26 protein-coding genes are annotated in these 24,100 nt (G+C 53.4%); 9 read left to right on the top strand and 17 right to left on the bottom strand.

The features are described from left to right. Positions 1-18: 18 nt before the first annotated feature. The 6 genes from LJ739_RS16275 to lptD are packed head-to-tail and all read right to left on the bottom strand — an operon-like array spanning position 19 to position 6,563. On the bottom strand, positions 19-837 hold the full coding sequence (locus LJ739_RS16275; protein ID WP_229162208.1) for a symmetrical bis(5'-nucleosyl)-tetraphosphatase: 819 nt from the start codon (positions 835-837) through the stop codon (positions 19-21). Positions 838-847: 10 nt separating this feature from the next. Beyond that, entirely contained in the window at positions 848-1,228 is a 381-nt protein-coding gene (gene apaG / locus LJ739_RS16270; RefSeq protein ID WP_229162207.1) for a Co2+/Mg2+ efflux protein ApaG, read from the bottom strand. Then, complete coding sequence (gene rsmA, locus LJ739_RS16265; RefSeq protein WP_229162206.1) at positions 1,212-2,039, bottom strand: 16S rRNA (adenine(1518)-N(6)/adenine(1519)-N(6))-dimethyltransferase RsmA; 828 nt, start codon at positions 2,037-2,039, stop codon at positions 1,212-1,214. The genes apaG and rsmA overlap by 17 nt, the downstream gene beginning before the upstream one ends. After that, positions 2,029-3,012, bottom strand: a complete 984-nt coding sequence (gene pdxA, locus LJ739_RS16260) for a 4-hydroxythreonine-4-phosphate dehydrogenase PdxA (protein WP_229162205.1) — start codon at positions 3,010-3,012, stop codon at positions 2,029-2,031. Before pdxA ends, rsmA begins: the two co-directional genes overlap by 11 nt. A 1-nt stretch (position 3,013) precedes the next feature. Beyond that, the gene (surA, locus tag LJ739_RS16255) at positions 3,014-4,315 is read right to left on the bottom strand and encodes a peptidylprolyl isomerase SurA (protein ID WP_407646794.1); all 1,302 of its coding nucleotides are present in this window, start codon (positions 4,313-4,315) and stop codon (positions 3,014-3,016) included. A gap of 37 nt (positions 4,316-4,352) precedes the next feature. Further along, positions 4,353-6,563 carry an LPS assembly protein LptD gene (gene lptD / locus LJ739_RS16250; protein ID WP_229162204.1) on the bottom strand — a complete coding sequence of 737 codons (2,211 nt, stop codon included), beginning with the start codon at positions 6,561-6,563 and terminating at the stop codon, positions 4,353-4,355. Between the two features lie 183 nt (positions 6,564-6,746). Here lptD and LJ739_RS16245 point away from each other — a divergent pair, with 183 nt between their 5' ends. The 5 genes from LJ739_RS16245 to LJ739_RS16225 all read left to right on the top strand — a co-directional run bounded on the left by LJ739_RS16245 (position 6,747) and on the right by LJ739_RS16225 (position 10,568). Then, positions 6,747-7,766, top strand: a complete 1,020-nt coding sequence (locus LJ739_RS16245) for an aminoglycoside phosphotransferase family protein (protein WP_229162203.1) — start codon at positions 6,747-6,749, stop codon at positions 7,764-7,766. Positions 7,767-7,774: 8 nt separating this feature from the next. Further along, on the top strand, positions 7,775-8,440 hold the full coding sequence (gene murU / locus LJ739_RS16240) for an N-acetylmuramate alpha-1-phosphate uridylyltransferase MurU (protein WP_229162477.1): 666 nt from the start codon (positions 7,775-7,777) through the stop codon (positions 8,438-8,440). After that, complete coding sequence (djlA, locus tag LJ739_RS16235; protein ID WP_229162201.1) at positions 8,437-9,285, top strand: co-chaperone DjlA; 849 nt, start codon at positions 8,437-8,439, stop codon at positions 9,283-9,285. Before murU ends, djlA begins: the two co-directional genes overlap by 4 nt. Before the next feature lie 8 nt (positions 9,286-9,293). Next, complete coding sequence (gene xerD / locus LJ739_RS16230; RefSeq protein ID WP_229162199.1) at positions 9,294-10,187, top strand: site-specific tyrosine recombinase XerD; 894 nt, start codon at positions 9,294-9,296, stop codon at positions 10,185-10,187. A 156-nt stretch (positions 10,188-10,343) separates the two neighbouring features. Then, positions 10,344-10,568, top strand: coding sequence for a hypothetical protein (locus LJ739_RS16225; protein WP_229162198.1), 225 nt, complete (start codon positions 10,344-10,346; stop codon positions 10,566-10,568). A gap of 541 nt (positions 10,569-11,109) precedes the next feature. Here LJ739_RS16225 and LJ739_RS16220 read toward each other — a convergent pair. The 3 genes from LJ739_RS16220 to LJ739_RS16210 form a co-directional block, all read right to left on the bottom strand. Then, a complete protein-coding gene (locus LJ739_RS16220) occupies positions 11,110-12,264 on the bottom strand; it encodes a DUF5700 domain-containing putative Zn-dependent protease (RefSeq protein WP_229162197.1) in 1,155 nt (384 codons plus the stop codon). Between the two features lie 74 nt (positions 12,265-12,338). Then, entirely contained in the window at positions 12,339-12,788 is a 450-nt protein-coding gene (locus LJ739_RS16215; RefSeq protein WP_229162196.1) for a hypothetical protein, read from the bottom strand. Between the two features lie 148 nt (positions 12,789-12,936). Continuing rightward, positions 12,937-13,968, bottom strand: a complete 1,032-nt coding sequence (locus tag LJ739_RS16210) for an alpha/beta hydrolase family protein (protein ID WP_229162195.1) — start codon at positions 13,966-13,968, stop codon at positions 12,937-12,939. Between the two features lie 182 nt (positions 13,969-14,150). On the opposite strand from LJ739_RS16210, the gene LJ739_RS16205 reads away from it, so the two are divergent. Then, a complete protein-coding gene (locus tag LJ739_RS16205; protein WP_229162194.1) occupies positions 14,151-14,633 on the top strand; it encodes a GNAT family N-acetyltransferase in 483 nt (160 codons plus the stop codon). A 32-nt stretch (positions 14,634-14,665) separates the two neighbouring features. On the opposite strand, the gene LJ739_RS16200 is transcribed toward LJ739_RS16205, so the two are convergent. After that, the gene (locus LJ739_RS16200) at positions 14,666-15,565 is read right to left on the bottom strand and encodes a sensor domain-containing diguanylate cyclase (RefSeq protein ID WP_229162193.1); all 900 of its coding nucleotides are present in this window, start codon (positions 15,563-15,565) and stop codon (positions 14,666-14,668) included. A gap of 315 nt (positions 15,566-15,880) precedes the next feature. On the opposite strand from LJ739_RS16200, the gene LJ739_RS16195 reads away from it, so the two are divergent. Beyond that, positions 15,881-16,759 (top strand): CPBP family intramembrane glutamic endopeptidase, encoded by an 879-nt coding sequence (locus LJ739_RS16195; protein ID WP_229162192.1) that lies wholly within the window; start codon positions 15,881-15,883, stop codon positions 16,757-16,759. Between the two features lie 58 nt (positions 16,760-16,817). Here the strand turns inward: LJ739_RS16195 and LJ739_RS16190 are convergent, their stop codons facing one another. Beyond that, positions 16,818-17,438 (bottom strand): DUF2306 domain-containing protein, encoded by a 621-nt coding sequence (locus tag LJ739_RS16190; protein WP_229162191.1) that lies wholly within the window; start codon positions 17,436-17,438, stop codon positions 16,818-16,820. A gap of 262 nt (positions 17,439-17,700) precedes the next feature. On the opposite strand from LJ739_RS16190, the gene LJ739_RS16185 reads away from it, so the two are divergent. Next, a complete protein-coding gene (locus LJ739_RS16185; protein WP_229162190.1) occupies positions 17,701-18,894 on the top strand; it encodes a helix-turn-helix domain-containing protein in 1,194 nt (397 codons plus the stop codon). 14 nt (positions 18,895-18,908) lie between these two features. Here LJ739_RS16185 and LJ739_RS16180 read toward each other — a convergent pair whose 3' ends face one another. The 6 genes from LJ739_RS16180 to LJ739_RS16155 form a co-directional block, all read right to left on the bottom strand. Then, complete coding sequence (locus LJ739_RS16180; RefSeq protein ID WP_229162189.1) at positions 18,909-19,352, bottom strand: GNAT family N-acetyltransferase; 444 nt, start codon at positions 19,350-19,352, stop codon at positions 18,909-18,911. Positions 19,353-19,355: 3 nt separating this feature from the next. Then, a complete protein-coding gene (locus LJ739_RS16175; protein WP_229162188.1) occupies positions 19,356-19,766 on the bottom strand; it encodes a GFA family protein in 411 nt (136 codons plus the stop codon). After that, positions 19,763-21,028, bottom strand: coding sequence for a serine hydrolase domain-containing protein (locus LJ739_RS16170; protein WP_229162187.1), 1,266 nt, complete (start codon positions 21,026-21,028; stop codon positions 19,763-19,765). The genes LJ739_RS16175 and LJ739_RS16170 overlap by 4 nt, the downstream gene beginning before the upstream one ends. Before the next feature lie 154 nt (positions 21,029-21,182). Further along, positions 21,183-21,776, bottom strand: a complete 594-nt coding sequence (locus LJ739_RS16165; protein ID WP_229162186.1) for a hypothetical protein — start codon at positions 21,774-21,776, stop codon at positions 21,183-21,185. A gap of 95 nt (positions 21,777-21,871) precedes the next feature. Next, the gene (locus tag LJ739_RS16160; RefSeq protein ID WP_229162185.1) at positions 21,872-22,132 is read right to left on the bottom strand and encodes a hypothetical protein; all 261 of its coding nucleotides are present in this window, start codon (positions 22,130-22,132) and stop codon (positions 21,872-21,874) included. A gap of 207 nt (positions 22,133-22,339) precedes the next feature. Further along, complete coding sequence (locus LJ739_RS16155) at positions 22,340-23,146, bottom strand: substrate-binding periplasmic protein (RefSeq protein ID WP_229162183.1); 807 nt, start codon at positions 23,144-23,146, stop codon at positions 22,340-22,342. A 216-nt stretch (positions 23,147-23,362) separates the two neighbouring features. On the opposite strand from LJ739_RS16155, the gene dsbC reads away from it, so the two are divergent. After that, positions 23,363-24,076, top strand: coding sequence for a bifunctional protein-disulfide isomerase/oxidoreductase DsbC (gene dsbC / locus LJ739_RS16150; RefSeq protein WP_229162182.1), 714 nt, complete (start codon positions 23,363-23,365; stop codon positions 24,074-24,076). The last annotated feature ends 24 nt before the right edge of the window (positions 24,077-24,100 follow it).

Below are 24,100 nucleotides of genomic sequence, written 5' to 3'. Positions count from 1 at the left end.
TGAGGGTATCGGTTAAGCTTAGCGTTTCTTTACCGCCGACACACGAAAAATTCTTTCTGACTCAACATCTAACATCGATAGCTTGTTTCCCCACACGTATCCGGTGTCCAGCGCGATATAGCGTTTCTTGCCAGTTTCGCCCATCAGTGCAGCCCAGTGACCGAACACCACCCGCTGCCCTTTGTGTAGTTTATCATTCGGGTAGGAAAACCATGGTTTCAACGGCGCCTTCGCCATGCTGGGCGAGGTTTTGGTGGTCAGTTCAAGGTGCTTTTTATCAGTCATAAAGCGCATGCGTGTGAAGGCATTGATGATGAATCGCCAGCGATCCATACCGTCCAGCGACGAGCGCCAGCGCGCCGGCTCATTACCGTACATGCCTTGCAACAGTACTTTCCAGTGCTCATGGATCAACTGCTGGTGCACTTCGTCACTCAGTGCGATGGCATCATCGAAGGACCAGCGCGGGTACAAGCCTGCATGGCTGATCAGCAGTTTATCATTGATGCGTCTGGCCAGTGGCTGGTGGCGCAACCAGTAGGCATAGGTATCAACATCAGGACTGCGCAGCAACGGGCCGAGCAAGTCGCTCGATTTCGCCCGCTTGAGACCGCTATGGATGGCCAGAAAGTGCAGATCATGATTGCCCAGCACGGTGGCAAAGCTATCGCCAAGGTCGTGCAGAAAAGCGAGGGTTTCGAGTGATTCCGGGCCGCGGGCAATCAGGTCTCCCACACACCACAAGGTGTCTTTGGATGGCTCGAAGTCGACTTTATCCAGCAGACGTCGCAGTCCGGAATAACAGCCCTGAATGTCTCCAACAACATAATTGGCCATAGGCGAACGGTTAGTTGATCAGGTTGGGTGTGGAAAGGCCAAACACCGGAATGGCGGCACGGAACAGATCGCCACTGCCATCTTTCATCTCATAATAGCCTTCCATGGTGCCAAACGGGGTATCGAGGATTGCGCCACTGGTGTAACGGTAGGATTCACCGGCCTTGATTGTCGGTTGTTCACCGACCACACCAGGACCTTTTACTTCGGTTTTCTTGCCATTACCATCGGTGATCAACCAATAGCGGTTAAGCAACGTCACTGCATCGGCGCCATGGTTGTGAATGGCGATGTGATAAGCAAATGCAAACTTATCCTCTTCTTTTGGCAGACGGTCAGCCAGGTACTGGGTTTCAACGTCAATCTGGATCTGTTCAGGACTGCTCGGCATCTTGACCCTCTTTCTTACTGAACAAGGCGTTTGCCAGACGGGCAAAGTCGGCCAGTGACAGCTTTTCCGCGCGTATGTCCGGGGCCAATCCACAGTCGGCAATGTCCTGTTCCGTCAGCGCGTCTTTGAGACTATTGCGGATCGTTTTACGTCGCTGGTTAAACGCCATGGCGGTAATTTGTTCCAGACAGGCAGTGTCTTTGACATCCACCACCGGACTGGCATGGGGGACCAGGCGAACCACTGCAGAGTCGACCTTCGGTGGCGGCTTGAAGGCGCCGGGGGGGACATGCAACACTGGTATTACCTGGCAATAGTACTGGGCCATCACGGACAATCGACCATAGTTCTTGCTGCCAGGGCCCGCTGCGAGACGATTGACCACCTCTTTTTGCAGCATAAAGTGCATGTCTTTGACATGCCCGGCGTAGCTGAACAAGTGGAACATCAATGGGGTGGAAATATTGTACGGCAGATTACCAAACACGCGCAGTGGCTGCCCGTCGCGGAATAAGGTTGAAAAATCGAACTTGAGTGCGTCGGCTTCGACCACGGTCAGTTTTTGCTGAAGGAAAGGGTGGCTGCGCAGGCGAGCGGCCAGATCCCTGTCTAATTCAACGACCGTAAGTGCATCGACCCGTTCACAAACCGGCTCGGTCAACGCCGCCAGACCGGGCCCGATTTCGACCAGGTTCTCGCCCGATTGGGGATTGATGGCGTCCACAATGGCATCGATCACAAAGGGATCGTGCAGAAAGTTTTGTCCAAAGCGCTTACGCGCGGTGTGTCCCAGGTGTTGTTTATTGCTCATTCGGGCTCGCTAAGGTGATGGCTTGTTCCAGGGCCAGGGCAAAACTGCCGCTGTCGGCATTGCCGCTACCGGCTAAATCCAGGGCAGTACCGTGATCCACCGAGGTGCGAATAAACGGCAGTCCCAGGGTAATGTTAACAGATGCACCAAATCCTTTGTGCTTGAGTACCGGTAATCCCTGATCATGATACATGGCCAGGATTGCATCCGCCTGTTGCATGTATTTGGGTTGAAACATGGTATCTGCGGGCAGTGGCCCGGTCAGGTTCAGTCCCTGCTCACGCAGCTCATTAAGGGCCGGGATAATGGTGTCGATTTCCTCGCGACCCAGGTGGCCGTCTTCACCGGCATGGGGGTTCAGGCCACAGACGAAAATGTGCGGGTGTTTGAGGCCGAATTTCAACGTCAGATCGGTGTGCACAATGTGCAGTACTTTGTGCAGTCGCTCACGGGTAATGGCCTTGGCCACATAGGCGAGGGGAATGTGGGTTGTCGCCAGCACCACACGTAACCCTTCGGTCGCGAGCATCATCACCACATCGGAGGTATTCGACTGATGGGCGAAGTACTCGGTATGACCACTGAAAGAAATACCTGCCTGATTGATAATGCCTTTATGCACCGGACCGGTCACCACCGCATCGCATTCGCCGTTCATGTTCATTTCACAGGCGAGGCGCAGGGTTTCAACCACATAGGGGCCATTGTCCGGGTTGAGCTGGCCGGGCACTACCTGTGCCTGGGCCTTTACCGCCAGCACAAACAATTCGCCGGGGTGCTGCAAACGACGTTCGCTGGCATCGTAGGGCAACAGGGTTAATGGCAAGCCCAGCGCGTCGGCGCGGGCGTTAAGCATGTCTGGATCGGCACAAACCACCAACTGGGCAGCCCATTGACGCTGGGCGAGCTGGATGATCAGGTCGGGTCCGATACCGGCCGGCTCACCTGGGGTAATCGCGATGCGTTGGATCATATCAGTCTGCGTCATTGGTAGGTGCTAGCACCTCAATGTAGGCGGCGTCACGCATCTCTCGGATCCAGGCATCGGTTTCTTCAGCATATTTGCGGTTCCACAGCAGCTGATATGCCTTGTCTTCTTTGAGTTTATCGGTTGCATCACTGACGCGGCGCTCCAGCAGCTGCACAAGGTGCCAGCCGTGTACCGTGCGGAACGGGTCGGCGTACTCACCGGGTTCAAGACTCGCCAGGGCTTCTTTAAAGGCCGGCACATAGATGTTGGGATCGTTCCAGCCCAGTTCACCGCCACGGGTAGCGGAGCCGGGATCTTCGGAGTGCTCTTTGGCCAATGCGGCAAAATCGGCCTCACCGTCCAATACCTGCTGCTTAATGTCCTGCAGCATTTTGCGCGCCCGCTCTTCGCTCAGGATCACCGAAGGCTTTATCAGGATATGACGGGCATTGACCTCTTCCACTTTGGCGTTTTGCACACCGCGTAAATCTTTGATTTTCAGGATGTGGAAACCCGCGCCACTGCGTAGCGGACCAATCAGTTCGCCCTTTTCTTTACCTTGCACCACCTCGGCAAACAGGGTTGGCATGGCATTGATGTTCAGCCAGCCCATGTCGCCGCCTTCCAGTGCTTTGGCACCTGAAGAAGAGGCAATGGCGATTTTCTTGAAATCAGAACCGTTGTTGAGCAGCTCGAGGACTTTCTCTGCCCGCGATTTGGCCGACTCAATGTCGTCGTCAGTGGGGGAGGGCGGGAAGCCAATCAGAATGTGTCCCAGGTGGTACTCGGCTTGTTCGGCGCCTTGCTCTTCCAGCAGGGAGATCAGGTTGTTGACTTCATCCTGTGAGATATAAATCCGGCGTCGTACATTGGCACGGGTGACCTCACCGGTGATCAATTCTTCACGCAGATTCTCACGGTATTCATCGAACGAGATACCGGTTTTTTGCAACTCTTCACGCAGTGTGTCAACCGACACATTGTTCTGCTTGGCAATGTTGTCGATAGTCTGTTCCAACTGCGGGTCACTGACCTGGATACCCATCCGCTGTGCCATTTGCATTTGCAGGTTGGTCACAATCAGGCGTTCGATGGCCTGGGTGCGCAGTGCCTGATCGGATGGCAAAGACTGGTTATTTTGGATCGCATTGCGCTTGACGGTGTTTACCAGCGCGTCGATTTCACTTTCCAGGATCACGCCCTGGTCCACTACCACGGCGACTTTGTCGAGCAGTTGTGGATTGGCGAATGCGAACGTACTCAACATGCAGCACATCAGCATAGACAAGACGGTTGTTTTGTTCATAGTAACTACTTTACTTCCTACTGAGTTGTGTTGAAGGCTAATTCAACAAATACGGTTGACGATAGCCAAACAGGCCATCCTCCAAAAGTTTGCGGGTATTCCTGGCGCCATTTCCAAGGCCATTAAAACTGAAGCGCAGGCTAATACTCGACTCGAATTCATTGGTGCTCTGCACCCCGGTTATGTCGAAACGGTTTATCAGGTTGCGTTGTACCACCAGCGCCAGTGACCAGCAACAGGATTCGTACTGCACCCCGGTATAGCTCTCGATTGTACGCTGCAAATCAATGTCTTTGTACCAACGTCCGACCCAGCGCCAGTTTCTGCTCAGTGGCCAACTGGCGGTAAGACCCAACTGCTCAATACGCTCGCCGGATAAATCCCTGACAAAGCGATGATTCAACTGCACAATTTTGTCATCGTCGTGCTGGTATTCGAGCGACATACTGCTGCGTTCGACATTGTCGTTAGCGGTTGACACCTGAACATCCGCATGGGCAAACCACTTACTTCCCAGCCGCCAATCCAGCTCCGCAGCCAATGCCGAGCGGTTATCGGATTTACTGGCTGCCTGTACCCGATTGTCGTCGAGATAGAAAATCTGACCCAAGCTGAGCTTGAATTGTTCCCGATTGTTTTTATCGAGTATCCGTGACGTGACACCCAGGGTGAGCTGATTGTTGTCACTGATCCGATCCAGACCGGTAAATTCCTGGCCGCGGAACAACCCAGAGAAGTCGTTCAGCAGGCGTGTGGTGTCATACAACCCGATGTCGGTCTGATCCTCATAACTGGTGTACAGGTATTGGATTTTCGGTTCCAGGGTCTGGGTCACCGTGCGTGAAAACCATTCGGTCTGGCGTTCAAAATTGATCGCTCCGTACAGCTTGGCTTGCCCCAGATTACGTTCGACCCGACGGCTCAAGCCGGTGCCTTCAACATTTTGCTGCCGGTAGTGGGTCGATAGCAGGCTGGCCTCGGCCAAAAACTCGCCCCATTGATTGCGGTAAGGAAAGGCCAGACTGGGGGCGATATGGAAGCGGGTCGCTCGTGGCGCGTCGGCCTGACGATTGTCAAAGTAGGCCAATTCCGAATGGACCCGGAATTCGACATCGCCAAACGGGTTGTCCTGATAGAACAACTTCATTTCCGGCAGTGCACGGTAGGTCGAGGGGTGATTACCCAGAACTTCAAAGTCCCGGAATGCCATGTGGAAATCGAGGTTGTCGGAGTAATAGTTCACGCCAACGGTCTGGTACAGGTGCGTATCAGCCCGGTTATAGTAGTCCGAACCCAAATCGACCAGGTAATTGTCGTCACTCAGGCCATTGATATCGGCACTGATCTGCCAGTTTTCCGACAACTTTCCGCTGTGAACATAGCGATAGAAATAGCGATCATCATTGCTGCCCAGGCCACGGTCATTGCCCAGGTATTCGAGGTTTAGCTGGCCAAAATGCTGCCCGACCAGATAGCGAAATTCCCCTTTAAGCTGGGTGCCCCGGTTGGCCATCAGCCGCGGTGCAATGGTGGCGTCGTAGTTGGGCGCCATGTTCCAGTAGAAGGCCTGTTCGTAACTCAGACCCGTAGATGAAGAGGTGTCAAACTCCGGGATCAACAAGCCGGTCTGGCGCTGGTCGGAGATCGGAAAGGCAAAATACGGCAAGTAGAACACCGGTACGCCGCCGAGATAAAAACGGGTGTTGCGCGCCTCACCCCAGACTTTGCCTTTTTCCAGCGTGATGCTGCTGGCAACAATCTTCCAGTCTTCACCGCCTTCCGGGCAGGTGGTAAAACTGACATCTTCCAACGCGATACCGGTCTCGGTGTCGAGCAGGATCTGCTCGGCAGCGCCCCGTCCATTGAACACGCTCAGACGATAGTCAGAGTTGAGCATATTAAATTGGCCAGACGCCATATCCAGCGATACATCGTTGCTGTTGACCAGAATTGCGGCATCCCGATAACTGACTTTGCCTCGGGCCTGTAACTGTTGTGCCACCTTATCGATACGCGCTTCATCGGCCTGGATGTGCGAGTCGTTACTGAGGATATCCACATTGCCTTTGAATTGTGCCACGGTGTCCTGCTGGATTTCAGCGCGATTGGCCTGCACCTTGATTTGGCGTGGATTGGCGCTGTCGAACGGCTCAAACGGCGCTAATGGCGCCAGACACTCGCCCACCACCGCGCTGGCGGGCAGACTGACTGCACTGAGAAGAAGAGTGAATGCTAGAGACTGTCGCATGATCCGTATGAGTTGATTCGAAGGCAGTGCCGGAGTGGCTTACAAAGCCCCAATTTTAAGGCTTTCAACAGGATTTACCAGCGAACTTGGAAAAAAAGACCAAATTGTCTGTAACCTTGGGTTGTGCCGCTTCAATTAGGGGGTTGCATTGGGTATATTAGGTTGCTCAACAAGAGGTATGCTGTGAATACAAAAACAACACGTCAGCAAGCGTTGCAACGCTGGGCCGATCAACAACCCGGTTTCCAATGCCCGTCACTCACGATGATTTTTGGCGATGCCAGTTTTCGCCGTTATTTCCGCTTTGCCCAGTCGGGCCGCACGGTCATTGCCGTGGACGCGCCGCCGGAGCATGAAAACAGTCAGCAGTTCATTGCCGTTGCCGAAGCCTATCGCCAAAACGGCGTGCCCGTGCCGGAAGTGTTGGCCTGTGATCTGGCGCAGGGCTTTTATCTGCTGGAAGATTTTGGCGACTGCCAGTTTGCCCATCAATTGAATGAAGACTCGGCAGATAGCCTGTACCGACGGGCGCTGGATTGTCTGCCGGCGATCCAGCAGGTGCGTAGCGCTGGTGGTCAACCGTTACCCGCCTTTGACGATGCGCTGTTGGACAACGAATTTTACCTGTTCACCCACTGGTTGCTGCAGGTGCACCTGGGTTTGACCCTGACACCGCAACAGCAAGCCGTGATCGACGATACGTTTGTGGTATTGCGCGACGCTTTTAAGGCTCAACCCCAGGTCGGTGTGCACCGCGACTATCACTCCCGTAACCTGATGATCCGGGACGATGGCAGTCTGGGCATCATTGATTTTCAGGACGCCGTGCTTGGACCGGTATGTTACGACGCCGTGTCGTTGTTGCGAGATTGCTATCAGGTATGGCCTGCCGCGCAGGTTGATGCCTGGATACAGGCATTGCATCAGCGTCAGCACAGTGATATTCCCTTCGAGCAATACCGTTTATGGTTCGACATGACTGGCATGCAACGTCACGTTAAAGCCAGTGGCATCTTTGCCCGTCTGTGCCATCGCGACGGCAAAGAGGGTTATTTGCTGGATGTGCCCCGAACGCTGGATTATCTGATCACGGTTGGCCAGCGGTGGCCACAGACCCAGGCATTTGCCAGCTTGGTGGCCGAGGTGGTGAAACCCGCGGTACTGGCTGTTGCCGAACAAAGCACGGCAGTCGCGACATCGTGAAAACGGCCATGCTGCTGGCAGCCGGGCGCGGCGAACGGATGCGGCCATTAACCGACCGTTGTCCCAAGCCCTTGCTGGAAGTTGCAGGTAAACCACTGATCGCGCATCACATTAACCGACTTGCTGCTGCGGGTTATCAACGGGTGGTCATTAATCATGCCTGGCTGGGCCAGCAGATAGAACAACAGCTGGGTGATGGCAGCGCCTTTGGTGTGCAAATACACTATTCTGCCGAACCCGATGCGCTGGAAACCGCCGGCGGAATTATACAGGCCATGCCATTATTGCTGGCGGACAACCCCAGCCAACAATTTCTGGTCATCAACGGTGATGTTTACTGTGAGCTTGATCCAGGCATCCTGCAGCCGTTGGGTGATGAGGCGGATGCCCATCTGGTTCTGGTACCGAATCCTGAGCACAACCCCGGCGGTGATTTTCACCTCCAGGACAATCAGGTTCACAGTCACGGACAACCCAGCCTGACGTTCAGCGGTATCGGCATTTACCACGCCCGCCTGTTTGACGGGCTGTCGCCCGGTAAGCGTCCGCTGGCGCCATTACTGAGGTCTGCGATGGAGGCCGGGCGTGTTTCCGGCCAGCGTTTTGATGGACGCTGGGTGGATGTTGGCACACCAGAGCGACTACAACAACTGAACCAAGAGGTGAGTGCGTGAGTTATTGGGGACGAGTGCTGGGCACATTGTTTGGCTTTATGTTCGGCCGTATTCCCGGCGCCGTACTGGGCTTCATTGTCGGTCACCTGTTCGACAAAGGCTACTCCCAGGACTTCAACCAGATGGGGGGATTCGGGCGGTTCTTTACCAGCCAGGATGACATGAAGTCCCAGGCCATCTTCTTCCATGCGCTGTTTTCCGTGATGGGCCATATTGCCAAAGCCGACGGTAAGGTCACGGAAGAAGAAATTCGTATTGCCACCGAGCTGATGGATCAGATGAACCTGGAAGGTGACCTACGGCGCGAGGCGCAACAGGCGTTTCGCGAAGGCAAAGCCAGTGATTTCCCCGTTCGCAACATTCTGCGTGAATTCAAAGCCTCCTGTCATGGTCGCCGGGATATTTTGCAGGTCTATCTGGAAATTCTTATTCAGGCCGCATACGCCGACGGTCATCTGGCGGCGCAGGAAAAGAAAGTGCTGGAAAATGTGGCCGCCGAACTGGGGTTCAAACAGCATCAATTGATGTACCTGATGAGCATGTTTGAAGCCGAATTTCGATTTCGACGTGCCACCTCAGGACAGCAACGTGGTGGCCAGCGCCGACGCAGTGCCCAACCCCAACAAGAACCGTCATTGGATGATGCGTACCGTATCCTCGGTGTCAAAGCCAGTGATGATGAGCGCAGCATCAAAAAGGCCTATCGCAAGCTGATGAGTGAGCACCACCCGGACAAGCTGGTGTCCAAAGGTCTGCCCAAGCAGGCGATGGAAATTGCCAAAGCCAAGGCGCAGGATATCCAGGCTGCGTACGAACTGGTTAAACAGCGTCGCGGTTTAAAATAGGTCCCGTTATGGCCGACAACCCAGCCCAGATTGAAGCCTTCCTCGACAGCCTGTGGCTGGAAAAAGGCTTAAGTGAGCACACACTGTCGGCATACCGCACAGATTTAAATAAGTTCTGCGAATACTGTCAGCAGCAAAGTGAAGGGTTTGAAATCCAGCATTTCGCCCAGCAGGACGTTGAATACTACCTGGCTCATCGCTACGACAAGGGCTTATCAGAACGTAGTACCGCCCGTTTGTTAAGCACCCTGCGACGCTTCAGTCAGCATCTGCTGTTGCAGGGACGGGAAGACGATCCCATGCGGCATATCCGTAATCCCAAACTGGCCCGGGCGCTTCCGGACACCCTGTCTGAACAGCAAGTCGAAGACCTGTTGGCGGCACCGGATACAGAAACGCCATTGGGGCTGCGCGACAAAGCCATGCTGGAACTGTTGTATGCCAGCGGCCTGCGGGTCAGTGAGCTGGTGGGGCTGCGCATGCATGAGGTGAGCATTGCACAAGGGGTGCTGCGGGTCACCGGCAAAGGCAACAAAGAGCGGTTGGTGCCGATGGGAGAGGTGGCTGCGGACTGGATCAGCGCGTTTTTCAAACAGGGCCGCGGTGCGCTGACCAAACACGACACCGACGTGGTGTTTCCCAGCTCCCGCGGCACTTTAATGACCCGCCAGACCTTCTGGCACCGCATCAAACACTACGCCAAACTGGCCAACATCAAGGTCGATCTATCGCCTCACACCTTGCGCCACGCGTTCGCCACCCACCTACTCAATCACGGCGCCGACCTGCGGGTGGTGCAGATGCTGCTGGGCCACAGTGATTTATCCACCACCCAAATTTATACCCACGTTGCCACCGAACGCCTGGAACAACTGGTCGCCAAACACCACCCTAGGGGGTGAGGCTCCGTTCTTCGTAGAAGACGTCGAGCAATAGGTAATTGCTCGGCGAGGAACGAACGACGCGACAGGACGTCGCGGCTGGGGGAAGATCATCAGGGATGTGTTTACTCTATACGCATTCAAACAACTCACGGCGAAAGCGACGCACGACACATCGTGGGTAAGAGACGCCAGGAAATGGCGAGGGCGCGCAGCCATTTCAGTCTCGCACGCCGGACCAGCGAACGGTCGGGCTGGGTGAGTTACCAGGGATGGGTTCAGTTTGCGTTGTCACCTTGGTGCTTCGAAGAAATGTCATCTCCTGTCGAGCGCTTCGAACTGGTACCAAACGACATGGGTGAATTTACCAATGGTCTGCTACGTGCCAGTAGTGGACGGTGACCCAAGTAAGTTCGCTACGAAGAATCGTCATCCTCGCGCACGACTGCATGGATGCAGGAGGTAGAGCGACTCAGGAGACAAAGCCGAGGCGAGGACCTCCCACATTTATTGACTCACACGAATTAACACTGTTTTGGTTAGTCATAAACCCGATGGAGGTTGCGGCCTTCGCCGCAATGACGGTAGCTTCTATCAACGCTTCTAAGGTCCTCTACTCGCTTTCTACGGCCCTTTATCTTGCGTATATAGAACCCTTCTTCCCACCATTGATTGCCGTTAAGTGGGGCGCTTCTGAGTTAAAAAGACAAACACTATTGTTGATGTAGCTGCACGAATTTATATCTAGCCACAATGTGGCTTGTACATTTCAATTGCTCACAAACATGCCCTAAGGAATTTTCCGTATATGGGTATCAGAATGAAACTGGTTACAATGGGTTGGCTACTTTGTTTGGTGCGCTATATAGCTCTGGTTCGCGTTCGGTCACGTATATTTAGTTCACAGAAAATTGCATGACGTTGACGCCTAAATCGACCGTTACTATTTAGAAATCATCGGTGATCCCACAGTGAATAAACGTGAAACGTACTCAAGACTACTCTCAGAGAAAATGGGAAGCTTTTGAGCACTCTTGAGGGCTGCTCGATTATAGCTCGCCAGAAATTGCGATGGGTCACCAATATCAACGATCAGTGCATCTCGTCCAAGCGTCTTTTCAATGGCATCGGCCATAAAAAAGCCCAGGGGGTGACCTGCCATCACTGCTACCTTTCGAATGCGTTCATCGATGGCATCGCATTCAAGCTGACAGACTTTGATCTCCTGTATCAAGTCGTTCAACTGCGCAATACGTGTTGGCCCCTTTACTACTTCATTTCGAAAGAATTTGGCGAACTTTGAGTGGGCAAGATATCCTTCTCCGAAAAATGTATGCGGTTTATCTATCTGGTCCGCAATACCTTCAGATTGGAGTTGACGCAAAACCCATACAAGTGATTTGTTTTTAGCGGACTCGCCATCCGGCGTGGTCGCAACGGCGACACTGTGGCGCAGAATGTGATGGGTTTCATGCGCGAGCCAATACACTAGATTATTCCCCGCTTCGAGGGCAAACAAGGGATCCATCACGATTGAACTTCTGTAACCCCGGGCATCCTTCTGAAAGGCGGCAAAAGCAACTGAGAAATGGGGCGCACCCTCACTCGCTTGAAGTGAAAAATAGTCACACGCCAGTTCAATAGCCTGTTGCGAAAGCTTACCCTGCTCCTGATTGAGTTGCAGCAGGAGATCCGTTACTTCCCGACGTTTTGAGTCTAACGCCAAAAAATGATCCACAAGATGCAGCGCTGATTTGCCCTCATCCCTCCATAGTTTCTGTTGGATCTGCTTTGAAGGTAAAAATGCGGTGCGGATAGCTTCTAGTAAAACGTCCTCTGGGATCTCCTCTTTGATCAAACTTTCGTATCCAGGGCCGGATACAAGTGAGTTCCATTTCTCCACCGCAGGATCTGCCCCGGATTTTAACTCATCTATGATCTTCCAAAGCCGCCCTATATCTTCGAACTTAAAAGAAAGCCTAATAGAGCGTTGTTCTTTTGCATTTGGGTTACAGCTTGAAGGGGAGGGCCCTGTGGATGCTGCTGCAGCGGGAAAAAACATCAAAATGAGAAATACGCATAGGCAATGTTTGTCCATCAAGGGGCTCATATTTACTTATTGGTGGCTACACCACAGCCTGTCTGCACAGGACTGTGGTGTCATACAGGAAGTTACATCTTAAAGCCACGGTTGCCGTAGCGTTTGGCGAACTTGTCGATCGACAAACCGTTGCACGCAACTTGTCCTACTTTGCCGCCAAACAGACGTTGCTTGGCTTCTTTGTAGGCCTCGTTTGAGGTCGCGGCGGCAATGCACAGCTCGCTTTCGCGGTTGTCGCCGGTATTCTCAAAGGTGTAGACCACCACCGCCTGACCGGAGGTGTCATCACGGTACTTTTTGGCGAATTCATTCAACGTCATGCCGTTACAACTGAAGCTTTCCAGTTCGGCTTTACTGAAACCATACTCCTTGGCTTTGGCGTCCATTGCATCGTCGGACGTGGCCGCTGCGATACACATCGCCGTCAGGTTGGAGTTGTCCCCGCTGACCAGGTTAACTGCGTGCACAGACGTGGCGCCCAGAGAGAGGGTTGCAAGTAGAGCAAAGGTCTTTTTGTTCATGTATTTGTTTCCTAGTGTGAATGCTTGTTAAAGCAACAACATCGGAATCAAGTTATTCCGAATAGTACAAAAATTAGGCCACGATCGGTGGGAAAGCAAAATTACACATACAAAAAGTGCGTCTATGTTTGTCATAAAAATCAGGGGATTACTGTGATGCCCCGTGAGCATTGGGGGCTGAACCCGATTGGTCTTTACCGAGGTGTTCAAGGATCGGTCCGAGCAGGCGTTGATGCACCACGGTGCGATCGACATCTGGGCGGTCCTGACACAGAGAAACGCCTAACGCCTGGTGCGCATGCTGACACTCACCGAGGTAGACAAAGTGCCCTTCACCGTTGTTCAGTGCCAAAAGGCGGTCGTCGGGAATATGTTTTGCATAGCGCGCAGCGTGGTAGTCAAAGGCGAGAAAGTCGTTGTCTACGGAACCGATGATCAGCGCTGCGGGCTTCACGTGTGTGAGGCTGTCGATCGTCATGGCGTGGCCCAGAGCTGGGTCGAGTGCAACGATACGGGCAACGCGGGGCTCGGTCTGGGCCGGCATCGGGCCCCGATCCTCCGGTTCCGGCATGTGCGCAATGTACGCACAGCTTTTGTCGCTGCGGGAATCGGGCTGTTGGCAGTAGCGGTACGCCTGGGCGATATCCGGTCGGGCACCGGCCAATAGAAACGCCGTTGCCCCGCCGGCGGAGTGTCCGATGAAACTGACCTGTGTTGTATCGGGTTGCCGGTTAAATACCGGCTGGCCATCGACATCCCTGTTGCGCGTTAATGCATCCAGCACGAAGTGAGCGTCACCGGGACGCAAGGTGAGGTCGGTGATCACTGCCCGGTCAATGCTGTTCTGACCATACACCCACGACTCGCCATAATGGTTCAGGCCAATCACAGCATAGCCTTTCTGGGCCAGGGCCTTTGCCAGCCAGTTCAGATCCCGGGCGGCACCCATGCTGCCGTGGGACAACAGCACCAGCGAACTGTTCGCACTGTCATCCAGGCAGACCTGAACCCCGTTACAGCTTGTCCCGCGCGGATACCAGATGTCCACCTTCAGGGGCCGTTGACGGACAGTGTCGTAAAAATCCGCAGTGGTGTGTGCGATATCCGCTGTCGATTTGGCCGTTACTGGGTGCAGATAAGACAGCAGTATCATGAGCATCAGGAATAACAGGGTTTTCATAAGCGTTCCTTGACTGAAAGAGGCTAAAGCCTAACGTGCACAGTCACAGCTTACATGTGCCGAAAGTCATGACGGTAAGCACCATCAAACCGTCATCGATACGGTGATAGACAATACTATCCTGGGCCCATCGAGGTGTAGTAACCTTGGCGCTATCAATTGGCAAACCGGAAGCCCCTACCATGAACATCGAGATTGTGGTTGCTGATTACAGCAATCCCCAGCACAAACAGGATATCCCGTATCTACTCAATCAATATGCCATCGACCCGATGGGCGGGGGCACCCCTCTGCCTCAGGCGGTTTATGACCATTTGGCAGACAGCCTGGCCGAGCGCCCGTATGCCTTCAGTGTGCTTGCGTATGTGGATGGCAAGCCAGCTGGCCTGGCAAACTGCTTTGAGGGGTTCTCCACCTTTGCCTGTAAGCCGCTGGTGAACATACACGACATGTGTGTGGTCGAGGCTTACCGTGGTCTTGGGTTGAGCCAGCGATTGCTGGACAAAGTACAGCAGATTGCAACGGATAAAGGCTGTTGCAAGATCACGCTGGAAGTCTTGAGTAACAACACGGTGGCCCAATCAGCCTACCGCAGGTTTGGTTTCGCAGGGTATGAACTTGATCCCAGCGCAGGGCATGCTCAGTTCTGGCAAAAAAAGCTCTAGACAATCCTGGCTGCGGCGGGAAGATCCCATCGCTACAACATTGATACCCGATTCTTACCGCCGTGTTTGGCCTGATAAAGAAACTGGTCGGCGCGGCGCAACGTATCTTCATGGGAGGCGTCAGTGTCCAGAAATGACGTGACACCGATGCTGACCGTAGCGTTGCTATCTTCACAGGTAAATTCGGTCGCACGCTGTTCAAATGCACTGTGTATACGGGTTGCGAATTGCTGCGCCTGCTCCTGATCCGTGTTGGGCAGAATGATGACAAACTCATCACCACCAAACCGACAGGCAATGTCGGTCTGGCGCAATTCGGCGCGACAGATATCTGCCATGGCGACAATCACCTTATCACCGACTTGATGCCCGTGGGCATCGTTAATGGTTTTCAGGTTATCCAGATCCAGCATGATCAGCGATGCGGGGGTGTTGTAGCGTAAATAGTTGGCAAATTGGCGCGGTAATTCATGATCCAGTTTGCGGCGATTGCCCAGCCCGGTTAGCTGATCGGTATCGCTAAGGTAGCGCAGGCTTTTCTCCAGGTGATGACGGGCAGAGATATTACTTGCGACCCACAACACGACCGGCTCGTCCTCGGGGCTGAAATCCAGCGGCTGAATGCGGCCTTCAAACCAGATGGGCGCTTCAGGCCCTGTGTCAGGCAAACCTTGCACATCTTTGTCGCTCAGCTCGTATTCGACGATGGTCATTGAAGACGACTGTAAGGCATTGTTGATGTTGTCGAGAAACCAGCGCGCCTTGTCGGGTTTGAGCACATCGGAGAGGTTTTTGCCGACCAGCGAGGAGCCGTCGTGGTAGTAGCGGTTGTCCCGGCCGCCGAACACAGCTACGTACTTTCCACTGCGCGAGAGAATGAAGGCTGGATCTGGCAGGGCAGCCAAAATGCCCCTCAGTTGTTCAATATTCATTGCTGGTAACGGTTAGCGACTTCGAAATGCTTATACTCATTATAGTGCGTGGTAATTATGGGTAGTGCAATAGTTGAAATGGATGCCAACGTCTGATCAACACCCGCCGAATGTAAGCGCTACCATTACTGGTCGGCATTCAGTCAACCCATCGGACCAGTTTTCACCCGCAGTGAATCTCACAACATTGTCGTCAATTTCACCAAAAAAACGTTGCAAAATGATGGTAACCAACTGATTTATAGCTGTTTTAGGCTGGCACGACATGTGCAATCCCGGATCCTGAAAAATTTTAATAACAACAAGAGATGGATCATGAAAGCACTGTTTATTAACTCACAACAACAACTGCGCAATGGCTGGTGGATTGTCGTTTTTATCGCGTTGCTGGCGGCCAGTCGCCTGATTTATGCCCCAACCCGGGACCTGATGGTTTCGTCGGGACTCGGCGAATTGTGGATAGAACCTTTGGGGTTTGTGTTTATTCTCGCGATTACCTGGGGATGTTGTCGGCTGCGCAATGAACGATTGACCAATGTGGGACTGAGCCTGAGTGGTCGGAGTGTGCGGCTGTTACACATCGGGTTGCTGTTTGGTTGTGCACAAATTGCGGTGTTGGTTGGGACTATCTGGTTGGCCGGTGGTGTGCAATTTAGCCTTAACCCACACAGTTCGGTACAGGCACTGACATCGGGGTTTTATGTGTTTCTGTGTGCAGCGTTGATGGAGGAGTTGTTGTTCCGGGGCTTCGTGTTTCAACGCCTGATAGATGGGCTGGGAAACTGGCCGGCACTGATTGGCATGGGTGTGCTGTTTTCAATGGCGCACTGGACCAATCCTGATTTTCAGGGCGATACCCTGGTGTGGGCTTCTTTGGACATGGGGTTGGGCGCTATCTTGTGGGGGCTGGCCTATATCCGCACCGGTAGTCTGGCACTGCCCATCGGTATGCACCTGGGCTGGAACTGGTTGCTGGGTAGCGTATTCGGCATGGGCGTCAGCGGCTACCAGCATACCGGTGTGTTGCTACCAACATTGATGGACAGTCCAAGTTGGTTGACGGGCGGAAACTTTGGTCCTGAGGCCAGTGTCGCTGCTGTTGCAGTAGATGCGATAGCCGTTGGCTTGCTATGGCGTTGGAAAGGCAGCCATGTCGCGACTCACCCACAGAGTGTCGTACCGGCAGCGGTGTGAACCTGTTACCCATCCCCTTCAGCGGGGATGGGGACTTTTCGCTTTCGTACGGTGTGACTTATGCTGTTTCAATAACCGAGCGGTTGCGCAGGATCATCCGTTCCACAATCGCCATATTGATCCCGAGTCCGATAAGCCAGCCGATCTGTTGCTGCCAGTGCATCACCAGCGTAAACATATCCTTGAATTGCCCCAGTACCACAAAAAGCCCAAGGTCGATAAACACCGGCGTGACCGCAGCAAGTGTTATCCCTACCGCGCGGATCATCCAGCGTCGGTGGCCATCGATGTCGCCGTTAAGCACCCGCGTCACGGCCATCGTAAACGCCACACACATACCTGCACACAAGGACACCACGGCGATAAAACGGACTCCATAGCTGTCAGGGTGAAGCGTAAGATGCAGCCACACCCCTGACAGGGCCATCACGATTCCGGCGATGACCGCCAGCCGTCCACCAAGCTTGTGCCATGAGGCGTTGCTGACTCGCAGTCGCGGTGAAAACTGCCATGGCATGGTCAGAAAAAACACTGCACCGGCACTGCCATGCACGATAATCGCTGCAGGTGTCTCGAAGTAAACTGCATTGATCATGTCAGACAAGCCAGCTACAGCGTCAGGACCGAGGACAACCAAACTGACAATAATGATCGCGGGTATGCCTGGTATGCCGGTCATCAGCAGTAGCGATAATACCGCTGGCCATCCAAAGGGGCGGGAGCGTTTTTTGTCTGTTTTGCAAGTCGCTGTGTTTGTGTGCATGGTGGATAACAACAAGTTCGTGGTTAGGATGTTGTGAATTCTGTACCATGACGGTATTCAGGTCGTCCGTGCCTGTTGTCCCGTACTTTTTTAGCGGACAATCCTGCAGGGTCGGACGTTTAATATCTAGCGTAAACCTGCCAGGTAAGCAGGTTGTGACATGATGGTGAGTCATTGAATGGACAGTTCTGCGGTTGTTGTACTCAATGCTGTTAGCCTGGCGGTGATCGGATTCAGCAGCCATGTGTTGGTGCTACGCTCGCTGAACCGTCAGGTGTATCTGCCATTAGCTTTCTGCCTGCTGGCCATTGGTGTAGTGATTTGTCAGCCTGTGGTGAGTAGTCTGTTCCCCCAGGCGCGAAAATTTCAGCTGGTTTTCTCTCTACCGGCGCTTTTGCTGATTGCACCCACCTTATGGCTTTACGTGCAGGGCTTAACCAGTGAGTCTCGCTGGCGGTGGTCGCGCAGCGCCGTGATGCCTCTGATACCAGCCATACTGGGGAGCGTTATTGCCCTCATCGCGATGCTGCTGCCCGATAACATTCAGCACGGCTTACTGGTCGAAGGCAGTGATGGTGTGCTGAGCGAACTACCTGCCCTGTGGCGAAATACCCTGTATGCGATATTGATAACAACCTTTATTCTGGTGCTGAGTTGGGTGGTGCAGTCAGGCTACTATCTGGTCCGAATCTTCATCCGGCTCAATCGCTATCGCGCCAGGCTCAAAGATGTGTTCGCCAGTACCGGGTCACGGGAGTTGCACTGGTTGAGCGGGTTAATCGTGGTGATCGGTGTTGTCTGGGCATTGGTCGCCCTCAATGTGGTGATGGACAATCTGTTGTTCCCCACAACCCTCAATGGCGTGGCGATACAGACAATCGTGTTGGTAATGGTATGGAGTATCGGGCTGTGGGGATTGCGCCAGAAACCCGGATTTGAAGCACTCTATGCGGACTCGCAGGCCCATGAAACAATAGAGGCGGCCGAGAAGAGCGCGCCAGAAAAATACCAGCGTTCTGCACTGGATACCGACAGCGCCCAGCGGATTGCAAACAAAATGCAGCAGGCCGTTGAGCAGGACAAGTTGTTTCTGGACCCGGCATTGTCGCTGCAAAAGCTGGCCCGGCACATTCATGTTTCGCCCAATTACATTTCCCAGACCCTGAATGAAACCTTGGGCATGAATTTTTTTGACTACATTAACCAGCACCGGGTTGAGGCAGCCAAGGAACGTTTGTGCAGCAGTGGCGACACCATTTTGGATATTGCCCTGGCGGTGGGTTTTAACGCCAAGTCGTCTTTTTACGCCGCGTTTAAAAAACACACCCAGTTAACCCCCAGCGCTTATCGCAAACAGCATCGCTCCCAGTGAGCTGCCCGTGGTGGCTAAGCGGGCTCCGGCCAGGTCATGTGGATCAACGGAAATGGGTTGCCCTGGCCATCTAACGGTGAGCGTCCTGTTTGCACAAATCCCTGGCACAGATAAAACCCCAGTGCCTTCGGGTTTTGTTCATTGACGTCGACGGTGCTGGCTGCGAGATGCTCACGTGCGTAGGTCAATAACGTCTTGCCCAGCCCTTGGCCAAAATGTTCGGGGGCCACAAACAGCATTTCAATATTGCCTTGGGCAACGCCGACAAAGCCGACGATGGCGCCTGCCTTATCTTTGACACAACGCAAGGTTACCGCGTCAAAATAGTCTGACAACAACAGTGGCTTCAGGGCCTGAAGGTTGGCCTCAGGCAAGAAATCATGGGTCGCTCTGACCGCGTCTTCCCAGACTTGCAGCAAGGCGGGATAATCGCCAGGTGTAACCGGAAACGTTTGCATAGGCTAGGTGTTTTCCGTGGGTAGTTGGTTGAATTGGGGGATGCTGGCCAAATCCTCGTCCCATTGTGCTTTGCTGGCATTGAACAAATGGGCATCCGGGCGTTGCTCAAGGGGACTGTCAAGACTGCCGGCCGGACAAACCACGAGCTGCCCCTCCATTTGTAGTGACGGCAGTACCGCGCCACAGCGGTTGCAAAACTGCCGGAAATGACGGGTACCAGGCACGGTAAAACCGCGTACGTTTTCCGCACCGGTTAACCACGTCAATGTCGCCTTTGGTGCGAACAGGTTGGCAGCATGGGCCGAGCCACTGCCTTTCTGGCAGTGCTGACAGTGACACAGGTAAAAGTGCTGAAAGTGGCCGGTGATGGCAAAGGTGACGTCGCCGCACAGACAGGAACCGTGATAGGTCATGGTGTTTGTTCTGCCTTCATCAGGTAATCCGCTACCGCTTGATAGGCCGGCAACGAGGTCGGGTCGATACTGGCATTTTTGGCGCTGGGGTAGGAGGCCAGACGCACAATCACCATCTCTGCGGTGGGGTCGATATAAATGGTTTGGCCGTGTACACCGCGGGCTGCAAAAGCGCCGTTTGGATTATGCAGGACCCACCACATGCTCCGATAGCTTCCCCCTTCAAGGGTTTTGTAGCCAGCCTGGGCAAAATGCTGTTTGTTCGCGCCTGCACGAATGCGCTCGACCACGGTATCCGGGAACAGCCGTGTACCGTTGATACTGCCTTCCTGTAGCATCAATAACCCTATCCGGCCCAGGTCCCGTAAGCCGGCGCTGAGTCCGCCGCCAGCGAAAGGGGTTCCAATGCCATCCACAGTCATGTAGGCGTCCTGCTCGGCCCCCATACGCTGCCAAATCCGTTCAGACAATAAGGTTGCTACATCCTTTTCCGTCACCTTTGACAGGATCCAGCCGAGGGTATCGGTATTGACCGTTTTATAGCCAAACTGCTGTCCATGTTGGTCGGCTTTGTGCACAGTTTGCAAGTATTCAAAGTAGCCGTTAGGTCCGGTGTATCCGGCGGGCTTTGGCAGCGGGTTCGCGGCAGCTGAGTAAGTCCAGATATCGGCGTTTGGGTCGGCATAGTTTTCGCTGTAGGCCAGCGACGTGGTCATGTCCATCACCTGCCTTACCGTCGCATCTGCAAAGGCACTGCCTTGCAGTTCAGGTACAAGGGAAGAGACCCGGGCATTGTCATTCAACCGGCCCTCAGCGACCAGAATTTCCGCTAACAAACCCGTCAGGGATTTGGTCATCGACATCGCGGCATGCTGGCCGGTTTCGTCAAGGCAGCCACGGTACTTTTCATACACAATTCTGCCTTGATGCAGGATCAGTACACCATCGGTATAGTTAGCTGCCAACGCATCCTGCCAGGTCATTGTGGATGTGCTGTTGAGTGGGGTGAACGTCAGTGCATCGATGCTTTCATCCAACGCGTACGGCAAAGGGGTTGGCGCACCCAGCCCTCGGCTGACCTGAGCCGTCGGCACCAGTTCACGAATGTGACAGACGCTCCAGCGTAGCTTTGGAAAGCTGAAAAAGTTACTGTCAGGCTGAGTGATGCGCTTGTCCGGCGGGGGCGGGAACCCTTGCATCCACCCCATCTGAACCGGATCGGATAGGGCATCACTCAAGGGCGTTGTAGCGGCCTGTGCCATGCCAGCTACCAAGGAGGCGGCGCAGCAAATCCAGCCAAGTCTTCCGATTGTGTTAAATACATGCGTCATTCTGTTTTCCCTCACCGTGGTGATTGTCTGTCACTGTCGATTGACGCCCGCTGTGCTGCATGCAGGCGATATAAAGATTCGAGCCTTAGTGCGTCTGATAGCGTTGGTATTCTGCCTGAAAATCCTGATAGGCCTGTTTGTTCAGCTCCAGCAACCGGATCAGAAATTGATTCATGTCCAGCTCATTGTTGAGGCAGGCAAGACGGTTTTGATGCCCGGCCGGACACACCGTAAACATGTGCTTGCGCATCAGGGTAAAGTGCTCGCGCACCGCATCCTCAAGGGTCTGCAGGCTGTAAACGGCCCTGATCAGATCCGGGTAATCTTTCTCCAGCAGGCTAAGGTCTGCACGGCTGACGATGAGATCCCAGAACACGCTTCGATCGAAGGACAAATAGCGCCCCAGTGGTCGTTCAGGTGTATCGGGATCCGCCTCTATATCGGCGATATACTGGGATAAATCGGCATTCTGCTGTTCTATCTGGGCAATGGTTTGGTTCAGCTCGGTCAGTTCCTGTTCGACATCGGTATACATGTCGTTGAGCAACCAGTGGTTATTCTCCAACACCGTGCGTTCGTTGGCCCATTGATTGATGGCCAATGCCAATAGGATGGCGATGACGATGGACAACAATTCGAGTAGAAAAGTCGGTCCGTATTTTTGCACCAGGCGTTTCACACCCACTCCTTGTGTGTTCAGGTACGCCTAAACTACGATTGCCCGCGCGACGCTGTCAAGAACAACGTCGGCAGATTATCCGGCGCGAGGTGCATTCAGTTCAGTGGCGCGCTCTTGTCGTTCAACTGGCTGATTTCTTCATTCAACTGGTATTTTTTATCGGTCACGATGGCTTCCAGCACTTCGAGCCGTGATTTCAACGCGGCAAATTCATTGTCAATGTTCTGCTTTTCTGACTTGCCCAGTTCCATTTTCATTTTGGCCATGTCCTTTTTATGCGACGTCCACATGCCGATGATGACAATGGGGGCGACAAAAAAGAACAAGATAACTAACACAAATTCCATACCATCCATTTTTTTGTCCTCGTAATTGACGGGTTGTGATCGTAAACCTGTTACCACAAGCAAATCTTGCACCAAGAAAAATAAGCTAATTATTTCAATTGGATAGCTAAATTTTAGGTGTTCTAAAACAGTAGGCTCGTGTGTTGTTGACTAACTATCGGTCATTTTCACCAGTATTGCATGGCCCGCACAGTGCCCCGTGCATGGCGTGGATAGCTAGCGGCAACGGCCATCGGTTTGAAAAGTACGGCTACCGGTGTAAGCCGCAATGATGCGATTCAGTTGACCGGAAGTTCTGAATTCACGGATGGCAGCATCCACCACGGGTTTTGTTTCTGCCATTGACGCCGACATGATCAGGTGCAAGGTTACCGTACTGGTTGGCCACGGAGACTCAAAGACCCGCAGATGGCAGTGCTTGGGCGGTGAAAAGACGTCCATGGCGTTGTAATTGTTCAGTACGGCGTAGTCACAGCGCTGACCAACCAGCATGTCTGCCATGATTGACTGGCTGCTGCTATCCACCCGTTCAATGTCAGCTTGGGCGAAGCTGTCAGTTAAACCGGTGTAGACAAACTCCTGACGAGCACAAATCCGCGAACCTGCCAGGCTACGCAATGAAAAGCCGGATGGAAAAGGTCTGAGGCTGTACAAAAACGTTTTGTGGCTTGCCAGAGGTTCACTGATCAACAGACCCGTGGTGTTCTTCAGCCATTTTGGGTTGGCGAGGTAGAAGCTGACTTCATCGCTGTGCAGTAGCTGTTCGCTGCGCAATTGATTGGAGTCGAGGTATTCGATTTCAATCCCCTTCGGATTAAAAACCGCCGCCAGAAAGTCGGGGATGACGCCCTGATATTGGCCGTTTTCAGGGGCAAAAAACAGATAAGGATAAGAACCCGGGGCATTGACAGCAACGCGTAGCGGCTGGCTTGCGTGCACAGCCCATGAATAAAAGCACATTATTAACCCGGTCAGTAACGGGCCTCGCCATCGCTGGTTCATCGCGCTAATCGTCCTTCTCACTGCGTCCCTCGGTCGGCACGACGAAACTGCCTTGCCGTATCCCAGTATCCTGCAATTGGAACCTTGTGGCAATGCCGGGGGGAACGATACGGATGTATGGATAACCACGACCAATGGCCTGTCCCATGCTGTCAAAGTTCGATACACTGGGTGGCTATGAAACAAAACCCCTTACCCGACGGTCCAATAGGACAGTGTTATTTTGATGGAAGGAATATGAAGCGAGTTGTCTCAATGTTTGCAGCGACACTGGTTGCGGTTTCCGCCGGCGCAATGGCGGCGGTCGAATCCACCGGTTCTGTGAAGACCAAAATCGAAAATATGTTAGGCCTGGATGTCACCGCTGTGGCCGATTCTCCGGTGCCCGGATTACTGCAACTGACCACCAATCGTGGTTTGTTTTATACCACTGCCGATGGCAAGTATTTCATGCAGGGAAGAATTTTTAATCTCGATGCCGGCATGCGCAACGAAACCGAATCCGCAATCAGTAAAATGCGTGTTGAAGGGCTCAAAGCGTTCGTTGACGACGGCATTGTTTTCAAGGCTGAAAACGAAAAATACGTGGTGGATGTGTTTACTGACATCACCTGTGGTTATTGCCGTCAATTGCATGAAGAAATTGGTAAATACAACGACCAGGGTATCACCGTGCGTTATCTCGCTTTTCCCCGTGCCGGTGTGAACAGCGAAACCTACCACAATATGGTGTCTGTGTGGTGTGCCAAGGATCCGCAACAAGCGATGACCGATGCCAAGCGTGGCAGCAAAGTTGAGCAACATGAATGTAAGAACAATATTGCCGAGCAATATGAGTTTGCCCAAAGTGTTGGCGTTAATGGTACACCGTACATCATTTTGCCCAACGGCCATCTGATCGGTGGGTACCAACCGGCCGCTATTCTGGCCAAAACCCTGGAAAACATCTGATTAACCTGACGCGGCATTGTTGCC

Origin of the sequence: Fluctibacter halophilus (assembly GCF_020687825.1) — a bacterium.
Lineage (GTDB): Bacteria > Pseudomonadota > Gammaproteobacteria > Enterobacterales > Alteromonadaceae > Fluctibacter > Fluctibacter halophilus.
This window is presented reverse-complemented; position numbering and strand designations above follow the sequence as displayed.